This is a genomic window from Burkholderia sp. WP42, assembly GCF_000745665.1.
Taxonomy (GTDB): Bacteria; Pseudomonadota; Gammaproteobacteria; order Burkholderiales; family Burkholderiaceae; genus Burkholderia; species Burkholderia vietnamiensis.
Genome location: NZ_JQJT01000006.1, coordinates 27887 through 51103 on the forward strand (window position 1 = coordinate 27887; position 23217 = coordinate 51103).

General features: G+C 69.4%; 18 protein-coding genes. 9 read left to right on the forward strand and 9 right to left on the reverse strand.

The genetic code is table 11. The annotated features are described in order from the left end of the window. Positions 1-12 precede the first annotated feature (12 nt). Together EX20_RS02370 and EX20_RS30125 are read left to right on the forward strand one after the other, a co-directional pair. Complete coding sequence (locus EX20_RS02370; protein ID WP_034192594.1) at positions 13-1191, forward strand: GNAT family N-acetyltransferase; 1179 nt, start codon at positions 13-15, stop codon at positions 1189-1191. A gap of 80 nt (positions 1192-1271) precedes the next feature. Next, on the forward strand, positions 1272-2057 hold the full coding sequence (locus EX20_RS30125) for a GIY-YIG nuclease family protein (RefSeq protein ID WP_059991323.1): 786 nt from the start codon (positions 1272-1274) through the stop codon (positions 2055-2057). A gap of 56 nt (positions 2058-2113) precedes the next feature. Here the strand turns inward: EX20_RS30125 and ppa are convergent, their stop codons facing one another. Then, positions 2114-2641, reverse strand: a complete 528-nt coding sequence (ppa, locus tag EX20_RS02380; protein WP_011885693.1) for an inorganic diphosphatase — start codon at positions 2639-2641, stop codon at positions 2114-2116. A 239-nt stretch (positions 2642-2880) separates the two neighbouring features. On the opposite strand from ppa, the gene EX20_RS02385 reads away from it, so the two are divergent. The 3 genes from EX20_RS02385 (at position 2881) to EX20_RS02395 (ending at position 6610) form a co-directional block, all read left to right on the forward strand. Next, on the forward strand, positions 2881-4320 hold the full coding sequence (locus tag EX20_RS02385) for an aldehyde dehydrogenase family protein (protein WP_034192595.1): 1440 nt from the start codon (positions 2881-2883) through the stop codon (positions 4318-4320). 84 nt (positions 4321-4404) lie between these two features. Then, a complete protein-coding gene (locus tag EX20_RS02390) occupies positions 4405-5163 on the forward strand; it encodes an SDR family oxidoreductase (protein ID WP_011885695.1) in 759 nt (252 codons plus the stop codon). 142 nt (positions 5164-5305) lie between these two features. Further along, positions 5306-6610, forward strand: a complete 1305-nt coding sequence (locus EX20_RS02395; protein ID WP_014723453.1) for an MFS transporter — start codon at positions 5306-5308, stop codon at positions 6608-6610. Positions 6611-6727: 117 nt separating this feature from the next. Here the strand turns inward: EX20_RS02395 and EX20_RS02400 are convergent, their stop codons facing one another. From EX20_RS02400 to hemC, 3 genes are read right to left on the reverse strand one after another with little or no spacing between them, the layout of a single operon-like run. Further along, the gene (locus tag EX20_RS02400; RefSeq protein ID WP_014723454.1) at positions 6728-7915 is read right to left on the reverse strand and encodes a heme biosynthesis protein HemY; all 1188 of its coding nucleotides are present in this window, start codon (positions 7913-7915) and stop codon (positions 6728-6730) included. Between the two features lie 2 nt (positions 7916-7917). Further along, positions 7918-9897: a fused uroporphyrinogen-III synthase HemD/membrane protein HemX gene (gene hemDX / locus EX20_RS02405; protein WP_034192596.1), complete on the reverse strand. Its 1980-nt coding sequence runs from the start codon at positions 9895-9897 to the stop codon at positions 7918-7920. Then, positions 9897-10898, reverse strand: a complete 1002-nt coding sequence (hemC, locus tag EX20_RS02410) for a hydroxymethylbilane synthase (protein WP_011885699.1) — start codon at positions 10896-10898, stop codon at positions 9897-9899. Before hemC ends, hemDX begins: the two co-directional genes overlap by 1 nt. Before the next feature lie 207 nt (positions 10899-11105). Here hemC and ppc point away from each other — a divergent pair, with 207 nt between their 5' ends. Further along, positions 11106-14099: a phosphoenolpyruvate carboxylase gene (gene ppc / locus EX20_RS02415; RefSeq protein ID WP_034192597.1), complete on the forward strand. Its 2994-nt coding sequence runs from the start codon at positions 11106-11108 to the stop codon at positions 14097-14099. A 218-nt stretch (positions 14100-14317) separates the two neighbouring features. Here the strand turns inward: ppc and EX20_RS02420 are convergent, their stop codons facing one another. Further along, entirely contained in the window at positions 14318-15070 is a 753-nt protein-coding gene (locus tag EX20_RS02420; RefSeq protein ID WP_034192598.1) for a class I SAM-dependent methyltransferase, read from the reverse strand. Between the two features lie 185 nt (positions 15071-15255). Here EX20_RS02420 and EX20_RS02425 point away from each other — a divergent pair, with 185 nt between their 5' ends. From EX20_RS02425 to EX20_RS02435, 3 genes are all read left to right on the forward strand, one after another. Then, the gene (locus EX20_RS02425; protein ID WP_011885702.1) at positions 15256-16065 is read left to right on the forward strand and encodes a helix-turn-helix transcriptional regulator; all 810 of its coding nucleotides are present in this window, start codon (positions 15256-15258) and stop codon (positions 16063-16065) included. A 377-nt stretch (positions 16066-16442) separates the two neighbouring features. Beyond that, complete coding sequence (gene argH / locus EX20_RS02430) at positions 16443-17852, forward strand: argininosuccinate lyase (RefSeq protein WP_014723457.1); 1410 nt, start codon at positions 16443-16445, stop codon at positions 17850-17852. Between the two features lie 103 nt (positions 17853-17955). Continuing rightward, positions 17956-18639, forward strand: coding sequence for an HAD family hydrolase (locus EX20_RS02435; protein ID WP_034192599.1), 684 nt, complete (start codon positions 17956-17958; stop codon positions 18637-18639). A gap of 103 nt (positions 18640-18742) precedes the next feature. Here EX20_RS02435 and EX20_RS02440 read toward each other — a convergent pair whose 3' ends face one another. From EX20_RS02440 to sodC, 4 genes are all read right to left on the reverse strand, one after another. Then, on the reverse strand, positions 18743-19561 hold the full coding sequence (locus EX20_RS02440) for a lysozyme inhibitor LprI family protein (protein WP_034192600.1): 819 nt from the start codon (positions 19559-19561) through the stop codon (positions 18743-18745). Beyond that, positions 19561-21840: an arginine/lysine/ornithine decarboxylase gene (locus tag EX20_RS02445; protein WP_011885706.1), complete on the reverse strand. Its 2280-nt coding sequence runs from the start codon at positions 21838-21840 to the stop codon at positions 19561-19563. The genes EX20_RS02440 and EX20_RS02445 overlap by 1 nt, the downstream gene beginning before the upstream one ends. 81 nt (positions 21841-21921) lie before the next feature. After that, positions 21922-22491 (reverse strand): dCTP deaminase, encoded by a 570-nt coding sequence (gene dcd / locus EX20_RS02450; protein WP_006398615.1) that lies wholly within the window; start codon positions 22489-22491, stop codon positions 21922-21924. Positions 22492-22606: 115 nt separating this feature from the next. Next, positions 22607-23143 (reverse strand): superoxide dismutase [Cu-Zn], encoded by a 537-nt coding sequence (sodC, locus tag EX20_RS02455; RefSeq protein WP_011885707.1) that lies wholly within the window; start codon positions 23141-23143, stop codon positions 22607-22609. Positions 23144-23217: the final 74 nt, after the last annotated feature.

Sequence of the window (23217 nt, forward strand, 5' to 3'; positions counted from 1 at the left end):
ACGGATTCACGCTTGAAACACGAACGCATCGATTATCGCACGGGCATCCTGTCGTCTCCCGCGGAGGTGCCGGCCGACGAATGGAACGCGCTGCTAGAACGCGACGCGCAGCCGACGCCGTTCCTGCGCCACGAGTTCCTCGACGCGCTGCACGTCGCGCGCTGCGCAGTGGACGACACCGGCTGGTCGCCGCACTTCGTCACACTCACCGACGCGCACACGGGCCGCCTCGCGGCCGCCGCGCCCGTCTACGCGAAGCAGCATTCGTACGGCGAATACGTGTTCGACTGGGCATGGGCCGACGCGTACCAGCGCAACGACCTGCCCTACTACCCGAAGCTGCTGTGCGCGGTGCCGTTCACGCCGGTGCAGGGCACGCGCCTGCTCGCCGCCGACGAAGACGCGCGCCGCCGCCTCGCGGCCACGCTGCTCGCGTTCGCGGAGCAGAGCGACGTGTCGTCGCTGCACGTGCTGTTTCCGACCGGCGACGAGGCCCGCCTGCTCGAATCGATGGGCATGATGCTGCGCGAGGGCGTGCAGTTCCACTGGCTCAACGACGGCTATCGCGACTTCGACGACTTCCTCGGCACGCTCGAGCAGAAGAAGCGCAAGAACATCCGCGCGGAACGGCGCAAGGTGCGCGACGCCGGCATCACGTTCCGGCGGCTCGCCGGCGAGCAGATCACCGATGCCGACTGGCGCTTCTTCACGCGCTGCTACCGGCAGACCTATCGCGAGCACTATTCGAGCCCGTACCTGAACCTCGAGTTTTTCCGCACGATCGGCGCGACGATGCCCGAGAATCTGCTGCTGGTCATCGCCGAAGCAGACGGGCGGCCGATCGCGAGCTCGCTCGCCGTGTACCGGCGCGGCGCCGACGGCCGCGGCGGCACGCTGTACGGCCGCTACTGGGGCGCGCTCGAACACGTGCCGTGCCTCCATTTCGAGACGGCGTACTACCAGTTGCTCGAGTTCTGCATCGAGGCCGGGCTCGATACCTTCGAGGGCGGCGCGCAAGGCGAGCACAAGCTCGCGCGCGGCTTTCTGCCGACCGTCACGCATTCCGCGCACTGGCTCGCGCATCCGGCGTTCTCCGATGCGGTCGCGCGCTTTCTGGAGCGCGAGACCGAGCATATCCACGCCTACGTCGACGAATTGCGCGAACACGATCCGTTCCGCCGCGGCACGTGACGACGCTCGCGCCACGCGTGTTTCGCGGCGGCCGCCTTCATTTCTGAGACACTGACGGCTTCGCAGCCTGCCGCGTTCCCATGTCCTGGTTTCTGTATCTGATCGAGTGCGCCGACGACAGCGTCTACACGGGCATCACGACCGACGTCGCCGCCCGCTTCGACGAGCACGCGTCCGGCAAGGGCGCCCGCTACACGCGCTCGCGCAAGCCGCGCGCGGTGCTCGCGTCGTTCCCGTTGCCCGACCGGTCGAGCGCATCGCGCGCCGAGTATTGGGTGAAACGCCTCACGGCCGCGCAGAAACGGGAGCTGGCGGCTGGCGGGCGGACGCTCGCTTCGGTATTGCCGGATGGGATATCGAGCGACGGGGGCGCCGAGGCACGCGTCGCGTCGGGCGGTGCGAAGAACGCGAAAGAGAGCGAGGTGTCGGCCGGCGACGCGCGGAAGTCGCGAGCGAAGTCCGGGGTGAGGCGCGGTGCCAAGTCAGATGCGAAGCCCGACGCCAAGTCCGACAAGAAGTCCGATGCGAGGCCCGGTTCGAAGCCCGCCGCCAAGCCGCAGGCCAAGTCCGACGCCAAGCCCGGTGTGAAGTCCGGCAGGAGGCCAGGTGCGAGGCCCGCTGCCAAGCCGCAGGCCAACTCCGACGCAAATCTCCGAGCGAAATCCGACGAGAAGTCCGGCGCAAGGTCGGGTGCGAAGCCCGACACCAAACCCGCTGCGAAGGACGCCGCAACCCCACCCGTCACCACCGCCCCCCGCCGCACGACCGCCGCGAAACGCGCGCAATCCGCACCGCCCTCCGCCGCACCGCGCCCGCCCGGCGCCCGCGGCAAACCGCACACAAAACAAAACCGCGCGGCCTCCTGACGAGACACGCGCGGTTTGCGATGCTAGCGAACCGGCCGCGAAGCCGGCCATTCGGCTTACTTCTTGTAGTTCGCAGCGCCGTCGGCGATTTCCTTGTGCGCGGCGTCGATGCCGGCCCAGCCTTCGACCTTCACCCACTTGCCCTTCTCGAGCGCCTTGTATTGCTCGAAGAAGTGCTTGATCTGGTCCTTCAGATACTCGGGCACGTCGTCGATCGACTTCAGGTTCGCCGTCATCGGGCAGACCTTGTCGTGCGGCACCGCGACGAGCTTCGCGTCGACGCCCGACTCGTCGGTCATCTGCAGCATGCCGAGCACGCGCGAACGCACGATCGAGCCGGCCAGCAGCGGGAACGGCGTGATCACCAGCACGTCCACCGGATCGCCGTCGCCCGACAGCGTCTGCGGGATGTAGCCGTAGTTCACCGGATAACGCATGCCGGTACCGATGAAGCGGTCGACGACGAGGAGGCCCAGCTCCTTGTCGGCTTCGTACTTCACCGGATCGCTTTGCGCGGGGATCTCGATGATCACGTTGAAATCGTGCGGCAGGTCCTTGCCGGCCGGAACATGATTGAAGCTCATAGCGCTCTCTGTTGGTCGATGGGAATGCGGCGCAGGGTGCCTCGACCGGTGCGCGGCCGCGGGCCTCCCCGCAGGGAATGCGCCATTATAGCCAATCGACCGGTGGCGTCCGGATGACGATCGGCGTGATAATCGGTCCGGACGTTCTGCCACTGACCGCGAGCGATGCCGCACGGCGGCCGCAATGCACGGCCGCCGCGGCACCCGCGGTACGCGCCCACCCGGAGACAGGAGCACGCATGGAACAGGCGAAGCACTTCATCGCAGGCGAATGGACGCTGCCCGCGCAGCTGGAGCCGATTGCCGTCGTCGACCCGTCCGACGGCCGGCCGTTCGCGACGATCGCGCGCGGCACGGCGCCGGACATCGAGCGCGCCGTCGCCGCGGCGCGCGACGCCTTCGCGGGCCCGTGGGGCGCGGCGAGCGCCGCCGAGCGCGGCCGCGTGCTGATGCGGCTGTCCGCGCGCGTCACCGATTGCATCGAAGAACTCGCGACGATCGAGGCGCGCGATACCGGCAAGCCGCTGAAGCAGGCGCGCGCGGACGCCGCCGCGCTCGCGCGCTATTTCGAGTTCTACGCGGGCGCCGCCGACAAGCTGCACGGCGAGACGCTTCCCTACCAAGCCGGCTACACGGTGCTGACGGTGCGTGAGCCGCATGGCGTCACCGGCCACATCGTGCCGTGGAATTACCCGACGCAGATCTTCGGGCGCAGCGTCGGCGCGGCGCTGGCCGCCGGCAACGCGTGCGTCGTGAAACCGGCCGAGGACGCATGCCTGTCGGTGCTGCGCGTCGCCGAGCTGGCTATCGAGGCCGGGCTGCCGGCCGGTGCGCTGAACGTCGTCACCGGCTACGGTCACGAAGCCGGTGCCGCGCTCGCGCGCCACCCCGGCATCGACCACATCTCGTTCACCGGCTCGCCCGCGACCGGCAAGCTGGTCGCCCAGATGGCCGCCGAGAATCACGTGCCCGTCACGCTCGAGCTCGGCGGCAAATCGCCCCAGATCGTGTTCGCCGACGCCGACCTCGACGCCGCGCTGCCGGTGCTCGTGTCGGCGATCGTGCAGAACGGCGGGCAGACCTGCTCGGCCGGCAGCCGCGTGCTGATCGAGCATGCGGCCTACGAGCCGCTGGTCGAGCGGCTCGCCACCGCGTTCAACGCGCTGCGCGTCGGCCCGAGCCGCGCGGACCTCGACTGCGGCCCGCTGATCAACGCGAAGCAGCAGCAGCGCGTCTGGGATTTCCTGTCCGATGCGCAGCACGACGGCATTCCGATGGCCGCGCAAGGCCAGGTCGTCGCCGACGCGCCGGAAAGCGGCTTCTACCAGGCGCCCGCGCTGCTGCGCGACGTCCCGCCGTCGCATCGGCTCGCGCAGGAGGAAGTATTCGGCCCGGTGCTCGCGGCGATGCGCTTCGTCGACGAGGAAGAAGCCGTCGCGCTCGCGAACGGCACGCCGTACGGGCTCGTCGCCGGCATCTGGACGCGCGACGGCGCGCGCCAGCTGCGCCTCGCGCGGCGCGTACGCGCGGGCCAGGTGTTCATCAACAACTACGGCGCGGGCGGCGGCGTCGAGCTGCCGTTCGGCGGCGTCGGCCATTCGGGCCACGGGCGCGAGAAAGGCTTCGAGGCGCTGTACGGCTTCACCGCGCTGAAGACGATCGCGATCCGGCACGGCTGAATCGCGCCGCGCGGGCGGAAGCAGCCGGCAGCGGCCGGCCGCGCAGCGGCGCACCCTGCACTCTTCCAACACAGGAGACACACCATGCGGTTGAGCGGCAAGACGGCCGTCGTCACGGGCGGCGGCTCGGGCTTCGGCGAAGGGATCGCGAAGACGTATGCGCGCGAAGGCGCGAACGTCGTCGTCAACGACCTGAACGGCGCGGCGGCCGAGCGCGTGGCGAGCGAGATCGCACTGGCCGGCGGCAAGGCGATCGCATTCGCCGGCGACGTGTCGCGCGACGCCGACTGGCGTGCGCTGCTGCAGGCCGCGCTCGACGATTTCCATGCGGTGCAGATCGTCGTCAACAACGCGGGCACCACGCACCGCAACAAGCCGGTGCTCGACGTGACGGAAGCCGAGTTCGATCGCGTGTACGCGGTGAACATGAAGAGCCTGTTCTGGAGCGTGCAGACCTTCGTCCCGTACTTCCGCGCGCAGGGCGGCGGCGTGTTCGTCAACGTCGCGTCGACGGCCGGCGTGCGGCCGCGCCCCGGCCTCGTCTGGTACAACAGCACGAAGGGCGCGATGATCACCGCCAGCAAGTCGCTCGCGGCCGAGCTCGGCCCCGACCGGATTCGCGTGAACTGCATCAACCCGGTGCTCGGCGAAACGGGCCTGATGACCGAGTTCATGGGCTGCGAGGACACGCCCGAAAACCGCCGCCGGTTCCTGTCGACGATTCCGCTCGGCCGCTTCTCGACGCCGCAGGACATCGCGAACGCCGCGCTCTACCTTGCATCCGACGAAGCCGAGTTCATCACGGGCGTCTGCCTCGAAGTCGACGGCGGCCGCTGCATCTAGCACGACGGCAACGGCGCCGCGCCGCCGCTGCCGGCCGGCGCCGGCGTCACGCACCGGCCATGCTTCGCACGACACCGGATCGCGCGCCCGCGCGCCCGATCCGGCCCATCACGACCCACGACAAGAAAGGACAGGAGACAACATGGCAACATCGACGCATTCGCTGCCGGGCTCGTCCGGCGCATTCGAGGAAGCGACCTACCGCAAGGTGTCGTGGCGGCTCACGCCGCTCCTGCTGCTGTGCTACGTGGTCGCGTATCTCGATCGCGTCAACGTCGGTTTCGCGAAGCTGCAGATGGCGAGCGACCTGAATCTGAGCGATACCGTCTACGGGCTCGGCGCCGGGATCTTCTTCTTCGGCTACTTCCTGTTCGAGGTGCCGAGCAACATCATCCTGCACAAGGTCGGCGCGCGCGTGTGGATCGCACGCATCATGGCCACGTGGGGCGTGATCTCGATCCTGACGATGTTCGTCACGACACCCGCGATGTTCTACGTGATGCGCTTCCTGCTCGGCGTCGCCGAGGCCGGCTTCTTCCCCGGCGTGATCCTGTACCTCACGTACTGGTATCCCGCGCACCGGCGCGGCCGGATGACCACCTTCTTCATGACGGCCGTCGCGCTGTCCGGCGTGATCGGCGGGCCGATCTCCGGCTTCATCCTGAAGGCGTTCAACGGCGTGAGCGGCTGGCACGGCTGGCAATGGCTGTTCCTGCTCGAAGGGATTCCGTCGGTGCTGGCCGGCGTGCTCGTGTTCTTCGCGCTCGACGACCGCATCGCGCGCGCGGCGTGGCTCACCGACGAGGAAAAGGCGCTGCTCGCGCGCAACGTCGACGCGGAGGAAGCGACCAAGCAAGACCTCGCGCTCGGCGCGGTGATGTCGAGCCCGCGCGTGTGGCTGATGGCGCTGATCTACTTCTCGTTTGTGATGGGGCTGTACGGCGTGGGCTTCTGGCTGCCGACGATCATCAAGGCGACTGGCGTGACCGACACGCTGAAGATCGGCCTGCTGTCCGCGATTCCGTATGCGGCGGCGGTGGTCGCGATGATCCTGATCGCGCGCAGCGCGGACAAGCGGCGCGAGCGGCGCTGGCACCTCGCGATCCCGGCCGCGATCGGCGCGCTCGGGCTCGTGCTGTCGGTGATGTGGGCGCACGAGACGGCGCTGGCGATGCTCGGCCTCACGCTCGCGACGATCGGCATCCTCACGACGCTGCCGCTGTTCTGGAGCCTGCCGACGGCGTTCCTCGGCGGCGCGGCGGCCGCGGCCGGCATCGCGATGATCAACTCGATCGGCAACCTCGCGGGCTTCCTGAGCCCATACATGATGGGCTGGCTCAAGCAGGCGACGGGCGCCAACGATGCCGGCATGTATCTGCTCGCCGCGTTCCTCGTGCTCGGCGGCCTGCTCGCGCTGTCGGTGCCGAAGCGGCTCGTCGACAAATGAGGCGCGCGGCGTGACGCCGCGGCCGGCCGCCGCCCCGCCGCGCACACGCGCAAAAAAGCCCCGAAGCCGGAAGGCGTTCGGGGCTTTTGATCGTGCGGCGAACGCGCGCCGCGCGCGTCACACCGTCGTGATCGCGAGCGCGCTTTCGCGATAGTGCTTCGCGGCCTTGTCGGTTTCGCCGAGATGCTCGAACAGGCGGGCCAGCGCGCGATGCGTGCGCACCTTCAGCGCGTCGTTGTCGGCCTGCTTCAGCGCGGCCTCCAGGAACGACTGCGCCTTGCCCCACAGCTGCTGTTGCTGGCACAGACGGCCGAGCGCGAACAGCAGGTCGGCATCGTCCGGATGATCCTTCTTCCAGCCCTCGGCCTTCTGGATCAGCGGCAGCGCGTCGTTGCCGGCCGTGTCCGGATAGCGGCGCAACAGCCGAGCATCCCAGTTGTGCGCGAGCGCATCCTCGACGATGCGGCGCGCCTCCGTGCGGCGCTCCAGCGACACCAGCAGCTCGGCCGCGAGATCGGCGAGGCGCGGCGACTGGCGCTCGAGCGCCGACAGCGACTGCCACACTTCGAGCAGCGCGTCCGCATCGTGCCGACGCTCGCGCAGCAGATTCTCGGCTGCCTGCTGGCGCAGCCGGACCGCCGCGGCCGGATGCAGCGCGTCGCGCTTCTCGAGCGCCTTCGCCAGCTTCAGCACCTCGGCCCAGTTCTTCAGCTGCTGCTGCGCACGCAGCGCGACCTGCTGCGCATGGATGCGCTTGCCGCCCGCCTGCAAATCGGCCAGCGCGGCGAGCGCACCGTCGGCGTCGCGTGCATCGGCGCGCATGTCGGCCGTCGCGAGCAGCCGCGCGTCCTGCCATTCGGGCGCGTCGACCTTCGACAGCCAGTCGTCGCGACGCGTGTACTCGTGCATGCGGTGCGCGGCGGTCGCGGCGACGAGACTCGCCGCACCCTGGTTCGCGTCGACCGCCATCGCATCGCGCGCGGCCTTCTCGGCGCGCGAGAAGCGGCCCGCGTACAGGTTCGCGATCGCATCGCGCAGCGACGACTGCGCCTTCTCGTTGCGCGCACGCGCACGATACGCGGCGACGCGCCGCGGCATCAGCCAGATGTTGCGCACGATGCGCATCAGCGCATAGACGACGATGAACAGCACGACGATGCCGATCACGAACAGGTTCAGCGACACGTCGACACGGTACGGCGGATAGACGAGCAGCACCTGCCCCGCGTCGAAGCGGCCGACGGTGGCGAGTGCCGCGGCGATCGCGAACAGGATCGCGAGCCAGACGATTCCTCGAAGCGTCATCGTTACCCCCGGCTCTTGAACTGCTGAACGGCGTTCAGGCTCGTGTTCAGGTTCGGCACCGCGACCGTCAGCGATGCGCCGTCGACCTGCTTGAGCAGATCCTCGACCGATTGCGTGTCCTTCGAGGCCTGATCGAAATACTTGCCGAGCGACGCCTGCGCAGCATGCAGGTCGGACTTCATCGCCGCGTCGTTGCGCGCGAGCAGCGACAGCCGCGCGGAGAGCAGGCGCAGCTTCACGTTCTCGCGCACGAAGTAGCCCTGGTCGGGCGACGCGAGCATCGCGTCCGCGTTGTCGATGCGGCGCACCTGCACGAGGCCCTTCAACTGCTGGCCGAGGCCCGCCGAGAAATCGTGCCACCACACCTTCCAGCGCGGCTCGCCGGCCGCGGCGGCGGGCGCAGCGGACGACGCGGCGGCCGGTGCGGCCTGCGGCGCCGCGTGCGCAACGATCGCCTCGCCCGACAACGGCAGCGCGTCGATTTTCGCGATCGCGTCGTCGAGCTTGATCGCGAGGCCCGTGAGGTCGGCCGACGGCGCGGCCTTCAGCTTCTCGATGTCCTGCGCGAGCGCCTTGCGCACGGTGACGGCCTGGGCGCTCTGCGACGTCGCGAGGCGCGCGTCGGCATTCTGCAGCGCGATCAGCGCGAGCTGCGTGTTGCCGGTCAGCTGCAGCTGCTGGCTCGCGCTCGACAGCATCTGGTCGACTTCCTCGAGCATCCATGCGTCGCGGTTGCGCGACAGGTCCTGGTATTGCTGCTGCAGCGCCTGCTGGGCGCTCTGCGCGTCGGCGAGCTTGCCGTCGAGCTGCGCGAGCTGCGTGTCGACCTGGTGCGTGCCCGTGAGCGCCTGTTCAGTCTTCGTCCGCAGCTCGGCCGTCTGCGCGTCGAGCGACTTCTGGCGTGCGACGAACGAAGCGTCGAGCCGGTCGACTTTGCGGTTCAGCGCATAGCCGCCGACGCCCGCCGCGCAGCCGAGCACGACGATGACGAACCACAGCGCCGCGCTGCCGCCGCGGCGCGCCGGCGGTTCGGACGCAACGTAAGAGGGACTGCGCGGCGGCGCGGAGGCAGCGGCCGGCTGGGAAGCGACGCTTTTGGAATCGTTGGTATCTGTCATGCGTTTAGTCACCGGTGCGGCTGTCGCCGGTTGGACGGCCTCGTCGGCCATCGTTCGAAACGCGCGGACGATGCGCTCATCGCCCGCGCCGGTCAGCGTAATCCTATCAAAACCGAGTGCGCGCGCGGTCTGCTCGATCCGCGGGTGCGGCGCGAGGAGCCGCGCATGCTTCAGGGCGTCGATCTCGGCGTCGTTCAAATGGGTCCGCGCGAGTTCGTGCAGGTTGCGCACGCCTTCGGAACTCGTGATGAGCCACGCGTGCGGTGCGCCGGCCAGCAGCGCATGCACGCGCTCCCACGCGCCGACCCGCGGCTCGGGCACGACGCGCCGGTATGCCGCGACCAGTGTGACTTCGGCGCCGGCTTCGCGCAGGCGCTCGGCGAGCCATTCGCGGCCGCCGTCGCCGCGCACGATCAGCACGCGCTTGCCTGCGAGCGCCTGCGCGCCGCCGAAGGCGGCCTCGATGCAGGCGAACAGGCTTTCCGAATCGTAGCGCGGCACGCCGCCGTCGGCGCCCGCCTGCGGCGCGATCACGCGATGCGCGGGCGCCGCGATCCCGTGACGCGCGAGCGCCGCGACGCTGCCGGGGCCGACGACGCCGACCGGCAGCGCATTCGGCCAGATCGCGCCGTAGTGCGCGAGCGCACGGTCGATCGCGTTCGGCGACACGAAGATCACGAGCGCGTAGTCGGCCAGCGTCGCGAACGCGGCGACGAGCGGCGCCGGATCGTCGAGCGGCGCGATGTCGATCAGCGGAAATTCGAGCACGTCGCAGCCGGCGTCGGCGAGCTGCGCCGCGAGGGCGGCCGACTGGCCGTCCGGGCGGGTCAGGACAGCGGTGAACGCGCGCGCGCCGCCCGCCATCAGGCGTCGCCCTTGCCGACCTGCGAGCCGGCGAGCAATGCATTGACGATGTCGCGCGCGCCCTGCGCGTCGAGCTCGTCGGACACCGCGCGGCCGAGCGCGAGCGCATCGGCGGCGGTCATGACCGCGCCGCACGCTTGCGCGCTCAGCACGCGCCGGCCGTCGGTGGTCGACACGCGGCCGGTCAGGTACAGCTCGCCGGCACGCCACACCGCATGCGCGGCGAGCGGCACTTCGCAGCTGCCGCCGAGCGCGCGCGACACCATCCGCTCCGCTTCGACCGCGAGCGCGGTGTGCGGGTCGTGCAGCGGCGCGAGCCATTGCGCGACGTCGCTGCGGTGCGCGGCGATCTCGATGCCGAGCGCACCCTGGCCGGCGGCCGGCAGGCTGTCTTCGACGTCGATCAGCGCGCGGATCCGCGCCTCGAGGCCGAGACGCTTCAGGCCGGCGGCCGCGAGGATGATCGCCGCGTAGTCGCCGCGGTCGAGCTTCGCGAGGCGCGTGTCGAGATTGCCGCGCAGCGGCAGCACGTTCAGATGCGGATAGCGGGCGCGCAGCATCGCTTCGCGGCGCAGGCTCGACGTGCCGACGACGGCGCCCGCCGGCAGCGCGTCGAGCGATGCGTAGTCGTTCGACACGAACGCGTCGCGCGCGTCCTCGCGCGCCATGATCGCGGCCAGCGCGAAGCCGTCGGGCAGCGCCATCGGCACGTCCTTCAGCGAATGCACGGCGAGATCGGCACGGCCGTCGGCGAGCGCATTCTCCAGCTCTTTCACGAACAGGCCCTTGCCGCCGACCTTCGACAGCGTGCGATCGAGAATCTGATCGCCGCGCGTCGTCATCCCGAGGATTTTCACGTCACAAGCTGGATATAATTTGCGCAGCGCATCACGCACGTGTTCGGCTTGCCACATCGCCAGGCGGCTCTCGCGCGACGCAATCGTCAACGTCGCGGGGGCTGGCGCCGATTTCGGCCCGGCCGAAAAGGTCTCGGAATTCATTGCTGGAACATCGAAGGACGGGATTGAAGACCGAACAATGGTAGCACGCAGGCCCCCGCCCGCCCGGGCGCGGCGCCTGCATCCGCGGCGCCCGGGCGCGCGCGGCGCCACCAATGCGCGGATGTGCCGCACGTAGCTGGTTGCTTGATCGCAGTTCCGCAGTCCCCGCAGTCCCTTTTGACTCGAGCTTTCCCAAGGAAACCCATCGTGAAGTCTTCCGGATCGGCGCGTACGGCGCGCCGCAATGCTGCCCTGCCCTCCACCGACGCCCAGACGGGCGCCCTCGCCACCGTCGCGAACGGCCGTGCGAAACCGGCAACGAAACCGAAAGACTCGATACGTCAGACAAAACGCACGACGAAGGCGGCCGGCGCGTCGAAGCCCGCCGCGCGCACGCGCGAGGACAAGGACGGCCCGCTGTTCGAGGACATCCGCTTCCTCGGCCGCCTGCTCGGCGACGTCGTGCGCGAACAGGAAGGCGACACCGTGTTCGACGTCGTCGAAACGATTCGTCAGACCGCGGTGAAGTTTCGCCGCGAGGACGACAGCCAAGCCGCGCAGACGCTCGAGAAGAAGCTGCGCAAGCTGACGCCGGAACAGACGGTGAGCGTGGTGCGCGCGTTCAGCTACTTCTCGCATCTCGCGAACATCGCGGAAGACCGCCATCACAACCGCCGCCGCCGCATTCACGCGCTCGCGGGCTCCGCGCCGCAACCGGGCACCGTCGCGTACGCGCTCGAACAGCTGAAGACGAGCGGCAACGCATCGAAGCGCGTGCTGCAGCGCTTCTTCGACGATGCGCTGATCGTGCCGGTGCTGACTGCGCACCCGACCGAGGTGCAGCGCAAGAGCATCCTCGACGCGCAGCACGACATCGCGCGCCTGCTCGCCGAACGCGACCAGCCGCTGACCGCGCGCGAACGCGCCTACAACGAATCGATGCTGCGCGCGCGCGTGACCGCGCTGTGGCAGACGCGCATGCTGCGCGACGCGCGCCTGACGGTCGGCGACGAGATCGAGAACGCGCTGTCGTACTACCGCGCCACCTTCCTCGACGAACTGCCCGCGCTGTACGGCGACATCGAAGCCGCGCTCGCCGAGCACGGCCTGCCCGCACGCGTGCCCGCGTTCTTCCAGATGGGCAGCTGGATCGGCGGCGATCGCGACGGCAACCCGAACGTGACGGCCGCGACGCTCGACGAAGCGATCAACCGCCAGGCCGCGGTGATCCTCGAACACTATCTGGAACAGGTGCACAAGCTCGGCGCCGAACTCTCCGTGTCGAACCTGCTGGTGGGCGCGAACGACGCGGTGAAGGCGCTCGCCGCCGCGTCGCCGGACCAGTCGCCGCACCGCGTCGACGAACCCTACCGCCGCGCGCTGATCGGCATCTACACGCGGCTCGCGGCGAGCGCGCGCGTGCGCCTCGGCGAGGGCACCGTGCCGGTGCGCAGCGCCGGCCGCGGCGCGCCGCCGGTGCGCGCGGTGCCGTACGCCGATTCCGAAGCGTTCGTCGCCGACCTGAAGGTGCTGACCGCGTCGCTCGAAGAACATCACGGCGCGTCGCTCGCCGCGCCGCGCCTCACGCCGCTGATGCGCGCAGCCGAAGTGTTCGGCTTCCACCTCGCGAGCATCGACCTGCGCCAGAGCTCCGACATCCACGAAGCCGTGGTCGCCGAGCTGTTCGCGCGCGCGGGCGTGCATGCCGACTACGCGTCGCTGTCCGAGGACGACAAGCTGATCGCGTTGCTGGCCGCGCTCGCCGATCCGCGCCCGCTGCGCTCGCCGTACATCGAATACTCGGTGCTCGCGCAAAGCGAGCTGGGCGTGTTCGAGAAGGCGCGCGAGGTACGCGCGCAGTTCGGGCCGCGCGCGGTGCGCAACTACATCATCTCGCACACGGAGACGGTCAGCGACCTCGTCGAGGTGCTGCTGCTGCAGAAGGAAACGGGCCTGCTCGAAGGTGCGTTCGGCGCGGCGCACGACAGCGCGCGCAACGGCCTGATGGTGATCCCGCTGTTCGAGACCATTCCCGACCTGCGCGACGCCGCGCGCATCATGCGCGAATACTTCGCGCTGCCGGGCATCGAGGCGCTGATCGCGCATCAGGGCGCCGAGCAGGAAGTGATGCTCGGCTATTCGGACAGCAACAAGGACGGCGGCTTCCTGACGTCGAACTGGGAGCTGTATCGCGCGGAGCTCGCGCTCGTCGACCTGTTCCGCGACCGCAAGATCACGCTGCGCCTGTTCCACGGCCGCGGCGGCACGGTCGGCCGCGGCGGCGGCCCGACCTATCAGGCGATCCTGTCGCAGCCGCCGGGCACCGTGAACGGCCAGATCCGCCTCACCGAACAGGGCGAGGTGATCGCGAGCAAGTTCGCGAACCCGGAGATCGGCCGGCGCAACCTCGAAACCGTGGTGGCCGCGACGCTCGAGGCGTCGCTGCTGCCGCAGTCGAACGCGCCCGCGCAACTGCCCGCGTTCGAAGCCGCGATGCAGGCGCTGTCCGACGCGGCGATGGCGTCGTATCGCGCGCTCGTCTACGAAACGCCCGGCTTCACCGACTACTTCTTCGCGGCCACGCCGATCACCGAGATCGCCGAGCTGAACATCGGCAGCCGCCCGGCGTCGCGCAAGCTGCAGGACCCGAAGAACCGCCGGATCGAGGATCTGCGCGCGATTCCGTGGGGCTTCTCGTGGGGCCAGTGCCGCTTGCTGCTGACCGGCTGGTACGGCTTCGGCAGCGCGGTGAGCGCGTATCTCGACGGCGCGCCGGACGTGGCCGCGCGCACGAAGCGCGTCGCGCTGCTGAAGAAGATGAACAAGACCTGGCCGTTCTTCGCGAACCTGCTGTCGAACATGGACATGGTGCTCGCGAAGACCGATCTCGCGGTCGCGTCGCGCTACGCGCAGCTGGTCGCCGACCGCAAGCTGCGCAAGCACGTGTTCGAGCGGATCGTCGCCGAATGGGAGCGCACCGCGCAGGCGCTCGCGGAGATCACCGGGCACGAAGGGCGCCTCGCGACCAACCCGCTGCTCGCGCGCTCGATCAAGAACCGCTTCCCGTATCTCGATCCGCTGAACCACCTGCAGGTCGAGCTGATCAAGCGTCACCGCGCGGGCGACACGAACGCGCGTCTGCGCCGCGGGATTCATCTGACGATCAACGGGATCGCGGCCGGGCTGCGCAACACGGGCTGATCCGCATCCGGCGCGGTGGCTGGGGCGTGGCGCATAGCTTCGCGCCGGCTTCGCGCCACGGCCGGCACGGTCGCCGCGAACGGCCAGCGGCAGCGGTCAAACGAAAGCCGCGATACGCGCTCTTGCGTATCGCGGCTTTTTTCATCGCGCGGCGCGGCGCGTTGCGCGCGCCGGTCGGTGCGGGCGTTGCTCAGTGGGCTTCGGTCACTGCGCGCCGATCAGCACGCTTCGATCAGCAGCGCATCGTGCTCGAACGAGCCGTCCGGCTGCACCGCGTAGTAGCCGCGCACTTCGTCCGGTGCATGCGCCCACAGCGCGCGGATGCCCGCGACGCTGTCGGCCGGCGTGCGGATCCGCTGCACCCACGTGTCGAAATCGATCGGCAGACGCCAGCGGCGTTGCACCTGCGCGTCGAACCCGGCGCCACGGAACATCGCGAGCCACTCGTCGGCGCGGTAATCGCGCACATGGGACGCATCGCGCAGCACTTCGGCCGCCTGCAGATACGTGTCGAGCAACGGATGATCGTTGCCCGCGATGTCGATCATCAGCACGCGCCCGCCCGGCTTCAGCACGCGGCGCATGTCGGCGAGCGCCGCCGGCACGTCGTGCCAGTGATGCGCGCTCATCCGGCTGATCACCCAGTCGAAGCTGCCCGCCTCGAACGGCAGCCGCTCGGCCGGCCCCTGCTGCGTGCGGACGTTCGCGAGCCCGCGCTCGCGCGCGGCGGCGTCGACGGTCGCGAGCATCGGCGCCGCGAGATCGTACGCGACCACGTCGCGCACGTGCGGCGCCACCGCGAAGCTCGCATGGCCCGCGCCGCAGCCGAGATCGAGCACCGCGGCCGCCGGCATCGCGCGCACGGCGGCCGCCAGCATGTCGAGATCGGCGCCCGTCGCGTGGACCGTGCTCGTCAGATAGGCGGCAGCCGTCGTGCCGAATGCGTCGGCGACCTGGTCGTGGTGTTTCATCGTTCGCTCCTTGGTTGGATGCGCCCGCTGCCTGCCAGCGCGCGAATCGCTACAATAGGGCCGCGTTGGTACCAGTACAAGTTAAGCGGTTATTCTGGTATTCGTTACACCTGCCTGGCGCTTGCCGCGCCCGGCGTGCCCTTTTACGTCGATCCGTTCGCACGAGTCGTTTCAGCCGCATTCGCATGAACCAGCCGTCCACTGCCCCTCACCCGCCGCTCGATGCCACGCCCGCCCGTGCGCTCGGCGAATTCATCCGCGCGCACCGCGAACGTCTGTCGCCGCAGGCCGTCGGCCTGCCGCCCGGCCCGCGCCGCCGTACGCCGGGGTTGCGGCGCGAGGAAGTCGCGCAGCTGTGCGGCGTCAGCCCGACCTGGTACACGTGGATCGAGCAGGGCCGGCCGGTGTCCGCGTCGGCCGACGCGCTCGCGCGCATCGCCGTCGCGCTGCAGCTGTCGAAGGCCGAGCGCGCCTACCTGTTCGAGCTGGCCGCGCAGCGCGACCCGGCCGAGCCCGACGTCGCGGCGGGCGACCTGCCGCCGACGCTCGCGGCGACCGTCGCCGCGATCGCCACGCCCGCGTACGTACTCGACCGGCAATGGAACGCGCTCGCGTGGAACGCGCCGGCCGCCGCGTTGTTTACCGGCTGGCTCGACGGCGAGCACGATCGCAATCTGCTGCGCTTCACGTTCATGGCGCCGTCCGCGCGTACGCTGATCGTCGACTGGGAGACGCGCGCGCGCCGGCTCGCGGCCGAATTCCGCGCGGACTCGATCCGCCACCTCGCCGATGCGCCGACCCGCGCGCTGATCGATGCGCTGATGGCCGGCAGCGAGGCGTTCGCGCAGTACTGGGCGTCGCAGGACGTGTTCGAGCGCGAGGGCGGACGGCGCGAATTCGATCATCCGGCCGACGGCCGCGTCGTCTATCAGCAGATCACGCTGAAACCCGCGCACCGCGAAGATTTGAAGCTGGTCGTGCTCGTGCGCGACTGAGGCGGGGGAGGCGCGCGGGCGGCGGTGCTTGGTGCTTGGTGCTTGGTGCTTGGTGCTTGGTGCTTGGTGCTTGGTGCGCGGTCTGCGGTCCGCGACTTGCGATCTGCGACACCGGCATCGGCGCCCGGGCCTGATATGTCAGCGCGGCAGGGCGCCCGACGCCTGAACCCCGGCGCGTCCGTACGCCTGCACTCCTGAGCGCGTCTGCACCTCTCTGGCGTCTGCGCATCTGCACGCTGGCCCACTGCACGGCTGCACGTCCCGGCCTCCGCCCCACGCCGCCCCATGCCCCGCGCGGCCGCGCGAGTCACGAATGCTAGAATTGCGGGATTCCCTCGGCGGCATACGGCCGCCCAACTCCCCTTCGAAGAATCGCCATGACGTCCCAACTGCACAAAAAGGGCGAGGCCTGGTCGGCCCGCTTCTCGGAACCGATGTCGGAGCTGGTCAAGCGCTACACGTCGTCGGTGTTTTTCGACAAGCGCCTCGCGCTCGTCGACATCGCCGGCTCGCTCGCGCACGCGAGCATGCTCGCCGCGCAGAAGATCATCAGCGCCGACGACCTCGCCGCGATCGAACGCGGGATGGCGCAGATCAAGGGCGAGATCGAGCGCGGCGAATTCGAATGGCAGCTGGATCTCGAGGACGTCCACCTGAACATCGAGGCGCGCCTCACCGCGCTGATCGGCGACGCCGGCAAGCGTCTGCACACGGGCCGCTCGCGCAACGACCAGGTCGCGACCGACATCCGCTTGTGGCTGCGCGGCGAGATCGACCGGATCGGCGGGCTGCTCAACGACCTGCGCGGCGCGCTGCTCGATCTCGCGGAGCAGAACGCCGACACGATCATGCCGGGCTTCACGCACCTGCAGGTCGCGCAGCCGGTCACGTTCGGCCACCATCTGCTCGCCTATGTCGAGATGTTCACGCGCGACGCGCAGCGCATGCGCGACTGCCGCACGCGCGTGAACCGTCTGCCGCTCGGCGCGGCCGCGCTCGCCGGCACCAGCTATCCGATCGACCGTCATGCGGTCGCGAAGACGCTCGGCTTCGACGGCATCTGCGCGAATTCGCTCGACGCGGTGTCGGATCGCGACTTCGCGATCGAATTCACGGCCGCGTCCGCGCTCGTGATGACGCACGTGTCGCGCTTCTCGGAAGAGCTCGTGCTGTGGATGAGCCCGCGCGTCGGCTTCATCGACATCGCCGACCGCTTCTGCACCGGCAGCTCGATCATGCCGCAGAAGAAGAACCCCGACGTGCCCGAGCTCGCACGCGGCAAGACGGGCCGCGTCAACGGCCACCTGATGGCGCTGCTCACGCTGATGAAGGGCCAGCCGCTCGCGTACAACAAGGACAACCAGGAAGACAAGGAGCCGCTGTTCGACACGGTCGACACCGTCGCCGACACGCTGCGGATCTTCGCCGAGATGGTCGCGGGCATCACCGTGAAGCCGGACGCGATGCGCGCGGCCGCGCTGCAGGGCTTCTCCACCGCGACCGACCTCGCCGATTACCTGGTGAAGCGCGGCCTGCCGTTCCGCGACGCGCACGAAGCCGTCGCGCACGCGGTGCGGATCTGCGACGATCGCGGCATCGATCTCGCCGACCTGACGCTCGACGAGATGAAGCAGGAACTGCCGAACGTCGCGCACCTGATCGGCGACGACGTGTTCGGCTACCTGACGCTCGAAGGTTCGGTCGCGAGCCGCAACCATCCGGGCGGCACCGCACCCGACCAGGTGCGTGCGGCGATCAAGGTCGCGCGCGCCGCCCTCGGCGAGTAAGCGCCCGTCGCGCACGGACGCTTCGGCGTCCCGTTCCCATGATCCGGGCGGCCGTCGCGCCGCCCGTTGCCTGCCCCGCTTCGCCGCTTCCCGGAAACCGCCGATGACCTTCTCCGCCGCGCTCTTCGACATGGATGGCCTGCTCGTCGATTCCGAGCGGACCATCATGAACACGTGGATCGACGTGTCGACCGCGCACGGCGTGGTGCTCACCGAGATCGACTACCTGCAGATCGTCGGCCGTTCGTTCGCCGAAGGCCAGGTGATCCTCGCGCGATTGATCGGCGACGCCGACACGTTCGACGCCGTACGCACCCGCGTGCGCGAGCAACTCGCCGCGCCCGAGCCGCATCCGAAGTTTCCGCTGAAGTCCGGTGCGCGCGCGCTGCTCGACACGCTCGCGCAGGCCGGCATTCCGTGCGCGGTCGCGTCGTCGTCCGCGCGCGACGTGATCCGTGCGCGCCTCGACGCCGTCGGCGTGCTGCCGTACTTCCACGCGATCGCGGGCGGCGACGAAGTCGCGCGCGGCAAGCCCGACCCGGCCGTCTACCGGCTCGCGGCCGAGCGCCTCGGCGTGCCCGCGCACGCGTGCGTCGCGTTCGAGGACAGCGACTTCGGCGCGCAGTCGGCGGCCGGCGCCGGCGCCGCGGTCGTCACGGTGCCCGACCTGAAGGCGCCCACGCCCGAGATCGTCGCGCTGAGCCTGCACGTGCTGGCGTCGCTCGACGACGCGCTCGCGCTCGTGCCGTCGTGGTTCGGCCGTCTGGACACGCAGCAACCGGCTTGACGCCCGGCACCGCGCGGCTCGCGCGGTCCATATGCAAACGGGCACCCGCAGGTGCCCGTTCGTTCATGCGTGACGCGCGCGCCGGCCGGCTGCGCAACGCGCGTTACTTGTTCCCCGCCGTCTCCGACAGCCGCTTCATCGTCGCGATCCGCGCGCCGATCAGATCGACACGCCCTTCCTCGCCGACGAGCGGCGCGGTCGCGTCGCGGAACGCGACCCACGCGCGCTGCGCGCGCACCAGCGTCGCCGCCGAATGCGCGGGCATCTTGCGGCGCAGCTTCTGGTAATAGCGGTTCAAGTCGAACAGCGCGTGCTCGCACGAAGCATCCTGCGCGCACGGCCGCACGCGTGCGAGCGCGGCATCGCGCGGCGCCGCGTTCGCCGGCTTGCCGCCGGTTGCCGCGGCGGCCGTTGCCGCGGCGGCCGCTGCCGCGCCGCTCGTGGCCGCGACCGGCACCGCCGCTGGCGGCGGCGCGTAGCGGTCGGCCGCCGCCCGCAGCGCCAGCGCGCGATCGCGCACCGGTTGCAGCTGCATGTCGGCGCTCGACATCGCATACGACGTGCCGCGCGTCGTGTCGTACACGGCCTTCAGCAGTTGAATCTCGTCCTTGCGCCACGTGACCCAGCGACGCTGGCTATCCTGCCAGCCGCGCTTCACGTCGGCCGGCGCGTCGTTCGACAGGCGCTGGTACGCGCCGTCCATCACCGTCTGCCACTGCCGTTGCGCTTCGCCCATGCACTGGATCTGGCCGGCCGTCGACGACCGGTCGCGCCGCGCGAGGCATTGCCGCATCGCGACGTCGATCGGGTCGGCGGCCGCGACTTCCGCGTGCGCGGCGCCCTGCCCGGCGATCCCCGCCGCCCAGACGACGAGCGCGGCCGCCGCCGCGCGCATCGTCCGGATTCGTCCGCGCGTCGCCATCAGTCGCGCACGCAATCGACGAAGTACTCGACGCGGCCGTTCACTTCTTCCGCGACGAGACCGTGGATGTCGGTATGGAAGCCGGGAAAGCGCTCGTTGAAGTCGCGCGCGAACCGCAGGTAGTTCACGATCGTCTTGTTGAAGCGCTCGCCCGGAATCAGCAGCGGGATGCCCGGCGGATACGGCGTGAGCAGGATGCTCGTCACGCGGCCTTCGAGCTCGTCGAGCGGCACGCGGTCGATCTTGCGGTGCGCGAGCTTCGCGAACGCGTCCGACGGCTTCATCGCAGGCTCCATGTCGGACAGGTACATCTCCGTCGTCAGGCGGGCGATGTCGTTCGCGCGGTACACGTCGTGGATCTGCGTGCACAGGTCGCGCAGGCCGACGCGCTCGTAGCGCGGATGCTGCGCGACGAACTCCGGCAGCACGCGCCACAGCGGCTGGTTGTTGTCGTAGTCGTCCTTGAACTGCTGCAGCTCGGTGACCATCGAGTTCCAGCGGCCCTTCGTGATGCCGATCGTGAACATGATGAAGAACGAGTACAGGCCCGTCTTCTCGACGATGATGCCGTGCTCGGCCAGATACTTCGTGACGATCGCGGCCGGGATGCCCGTGTCGCCGAACTCTCCGTCGACGTCGAGCCCCGGCGTGATGATCGTCGCCTTGATCGGGTCGAGCATGTTGAAGCCTTCGGCCAGCGAGCCGAAGCCGTGCCAGTGATCGTTCGGCTTGAGCATCCAGTCTTCGCGCGAGCCGATGCCCTCGGCCGACAGGTCGTCCGGGCCCCACACGCTGAAGAACCAGTCGTCGCCGTATTCGGCGTCGACCTTGCGCATCGCGCGGCGGAAGTCGATCGCCTCCGCGATCGATTCCTCGACGAGCGCGGTGCCGCCCGGCGGCTCCATCATCGCGGCCGCGACGTCGCACGACGCGATGATCGCGTACTGCGGGCTCGTCGACGTGTGCATCAGATACGCCTCGTTGAAGCGGTGCTTGTCGAACGTGCGATTCTCCGAATCCTGCACGACGATCTGCGACGCCTGCGAGATGCCGGCGAGCAGCTTGTGCGTCGAGTGCGTCGCGAACACCAGCGCGCCGGTGCGCGGCCGGCCGTCGCCGATCGCGTGCATGTCGCGGTAGAAGTCGTGGAAGGTCGCGTGCGGCAGCCACGCTTCGTCGAAGTGCAGCGTGTCGAGCAGGTCGCCGAGCAGGTCCTTGATCATCTCGACGTTGTAGATCACGCCGTCGTAGGTGCTCTGCGTGATCGTGAGGATGCGCGGCTTCATGTCCGGGTTCTCGCGCAGCGCCTCGCGCGCGAACGGGTTGGCCTCGATCTTCTTGCGGATGTTCTCCGGCTTGAATTCGTCGCGCGGGATCGGCCCGATGATGCCGAAGTGGTTGCGCGTCGGCGTGAGGAACACCGGAATCGCGCCGGTCATCGTGATCGCGTGCAGGATCGACTTGTGGCAGTTGCGGTCGACCAGCACGATGTCGCCGGGCGCGACCGTCGCGTGCCACACGATCTTGTTCGACGTCGACGTGCCGTTGGTCACGAAGAACAGGTGATCGGCGCTGAAGATCCGCGCGGCGTTGCGCTCGGACGCGGCGACCGGGCCGGTGTGATCGAGCAGCTGGCCGAGCTCGTCGACCGCGTTGCACACGTCGGCGCGCAGCATGTTCTCGCCGAAGAACTGATGGAACATCTGGCCGAGCGGGTTCTTCAGGAACGCGACGCCGCCCGAGTGGCCGGGGCAGTGCCACGAGTACGAGCCTTCGTCGGCGTACTTCACGAGTTCCTTGAAGAACGGCGGCGCGAGCGAGTCGAGATAGACCTTCGCCTCGCGGATGATGTGCCGCGCGACGAACTCCGGCGTGTCCTCGAACATGTGGATGAAGCCGTGCAGCTCGCGCAGGATGTCGTTCGGCAGGTGGCGCGACGTGCGCGTCTCGCCGTACAGGAAGATCGGGATGTCCGCATTGCGGCGGCGCACTTCGGTGACGAACGCGCGCAGCTCGATGATCGCGGTCGCGAGTTCGGGCAGCTCGCCGTCCGGGCCCGTTTCGCCGAGCATGAGTTCGTCGTCGTCGATCGACAGGATGAAGCACGACGCGCGGCTCGACTGCTGCGCGAACGACGTCAGATCGCCGTAGCTCGTGAGGCCGAGGACTTCGACGCCCTCCTTCTCGATCGCTTCGGCCAACGCCCGGATGCCGGAGCCCGAGATGTTCTCGGAGCGGAAATCTTCGTCGATGATGACGACGGGGAAACGAAACTTCATGGGCGATTCTCCAAAAAGAACGACCGCGGCGCGTCACGCGCAGCGGTCACCCGGAAACTGGTGAGACGTTATGCAAGCAGATCAGGTTTTCGGCAGCGTGACACCGCGCTGACCCTGATACTTGCCGCCGCGATCGGCGTACGACACGTCGCACACTTCGTCGCTTTCGAAGAACAACACCTGCGCGACGCCTTCGTTCGCGTAGATCTTCGCGGGCAGCGGCGTGGTATTCGAGAATTCCAGCGTGACGTAGCCTTCCCATTCGGGTTCGAACGGCGTCACGTTGACGATGATTCCGCAGCGCGCGTACGTCGACTTGCCGAGGCAGACGGTCAGCACCGTGCGCGGGATGCGGAAATATTCGACGGTGCGGGCCAGCGCGAACGAGTTCGGCGGGATGATGCACACGTCGCCCTTGAAATCGACAAACGAACCTTCGTCGAAGTTCTTCGGATCGACGATCGTCGAGTTGATGTTGGTGAAGATCTTGAATTCGTCCGCGCAGCGGATGTCGTAGCCGTAGCTCGACGTGCCGTAGCTGACGATCCTGCGGCCGTCCTCGGACGCGCGAACCTGATCGGGCACGAACGGCTCGATCATCTTGTGTTCTTCGGCCATGCGCCGAATCCACTTGTCGGACTTGATGCTCATAACGGGGCGCCAGGAAACGGTGCGTGACGGTGACAGACGGCGGCCGCCGCGTCGACGCGGCAGCCGGGAAAACCGGACATTTTACGCGATGATCGCCGCGTATACGCGGCGGCGCTCAACGGATCACGCCGCAGGCCAGCGCGGGCCCCGCGCCGTGCTGCGCGAACGCCGGATCGCTCGGGTCGCGGTAGACCAGCGCCGCGCGGTTCAGCGCGGAGCGCACGCCGTCGAGGGCCAGATCGGGCGCGACGATGAAGCCGGCGGCGACGCCGTTCGCGTCCGCGTGGATGTTGCCGAGATCGCCGGCGACGCGCGCGCCGGCGCGCAGCCGGTCGGCGGCCGGCGCGAACACCTGGCCGGCGCTCGAGCCGTCGCCGGCGTTGCAGTCGCCGCGTTCGTGCACCTGCAGCGCGTGATCGGTGTTCGGCGGCAGCCCGACCAGGTTGTAAGTGACCTGGACGCCGTCCGGGCGCTCGACGAACGTGACCGCGCCGCGCGCCTGCGAGCCGACGGTCGGCTGCAACTGGGCGTCGGCGCGCTTCTCGTGCGTCGAGGAAAAGGAGGTACAGCCGGCCAGCAGGCCCAGCGCGGCGGCGGTCAGCAGCGCGCGCCGCGCGCGGCCGACGCGCGCGCCGTGGTGTCGTTGGTTCATTCGATCCTCATGCCGGCTGGCAGCCGTTATCACACGGCGGCCATACCGGGCGGGTAAAGGGACCCGGGAAAAGT

Bases quoted from the DNA above. Each gene is read 5' to 3' on its own strand.
- EX20_RS30125 (WP_059991323.1), top strand. From the start codon at position 1,272: ATGTCCTGGTTTCTGTATCTGATCGAGTGCGCCGACGACAGCGTCTAC.
- ppa (WP_011885693.1), bottom strand. From the start codon at position 2,641: ATGAGCTTCAATCATGTTCCGGCCGGCAAGGACCTGCCGCACGATTTC.
- EX20_RS02385 (WP_034192595.1), top strand. From the start codon at position 2,881: ATGGAACAGGCGAAGCACTTCATCGCAGGCGAATGGACGCTGCCCGCG.
- EX20_RS02390 (WP_011885695.1), top strand. From the start codon at position 4,405: ATGCGGTTGAGCGGCAAGACGGCCGTCGTCACGGGCGGCGGCTCGGGC.
- EX20_RS02395 (WP_014723453.1), top strand. From the start codon at position 5,306: ATGGCAACATCGACGCATTCGCTGCCGGGCTCGTCCGGCGCATTCGAG.
- EX20_RS02400 (WP_014723454.1), bottom strand. From the start codon at position 7,915: ATGACGCTTCGAGGAATCGTCTGGCTCGCGATCCTGTTCGCGATCGCC.
- hemDX (WP_034192596.1), bottom strand. From the start codon at position 9,897: ATGGCGGGCGGCGCGCGCGCGTTCACCGCTGTCCTGACCCGCCCGGAC.
- hemC (WP_011885699.1), bottom strand. From the start codon at position 10,898: ATGAATTCCGAGACCTTTTCGGCCGGGCCGAAATCGGCGCCAGCCCCC.
- EX20_RS02420 (WP_034192598.1), bottom strand. From the start codon at position 15,070: ATGAAACACCACGACCAGGTCGCCGACGCATTCGGCACGACGGCTGCC.
- EX20_RS02425 (WP_011885702.1), top strand. From the start codon at position 15,256: ATGAACCAGCCGTCCACTGCCCCTCACCCGCCGCTCGATGCCACGCCC.
- argH (WP_014723457.1), top strand. From the start codon at position 16,443: ATGACGTCCCAACTGCACAAAAAGGGCGAGGCCTGGTCGGCCCGCTTC.
- EX20_RS02435 (WP_034192599.1), top strand. From the start codon at position 17,956: ATGACCTTCTCCGCCGCGCTCTTCGACATGGATGGCCTGCTCGTCGAT.
- EX20_RS02440 (WP_034192600.1), bottom strand. From the start codon at position 19,561: ATGGCGACGCGCGGACGAATCCGGACGATGCGCGCGGCGGCGGCCGCG.
- EX20_RS02445 (WP_011885706.1), bottom strand. From the start codon at position 21,840: ATGAAGTTTCGTTTCCCCGTCGTCATCATCGACGAAGATTTCCGCTCC.
- dcd (WP_006398615.1), bottom strand. From the start codon at position 22,491: ATGAGCATCAAGTCCGACAAGTGGATTCGGCGCATGGCCGAAGAACAC.
- sodC (WP_011885707.1), bottom strand. From the start codon at position 23,143: ATGAACCAACGACACCACGGCGCGCGCGTCGGCCGCGCGCGGCGCGCG.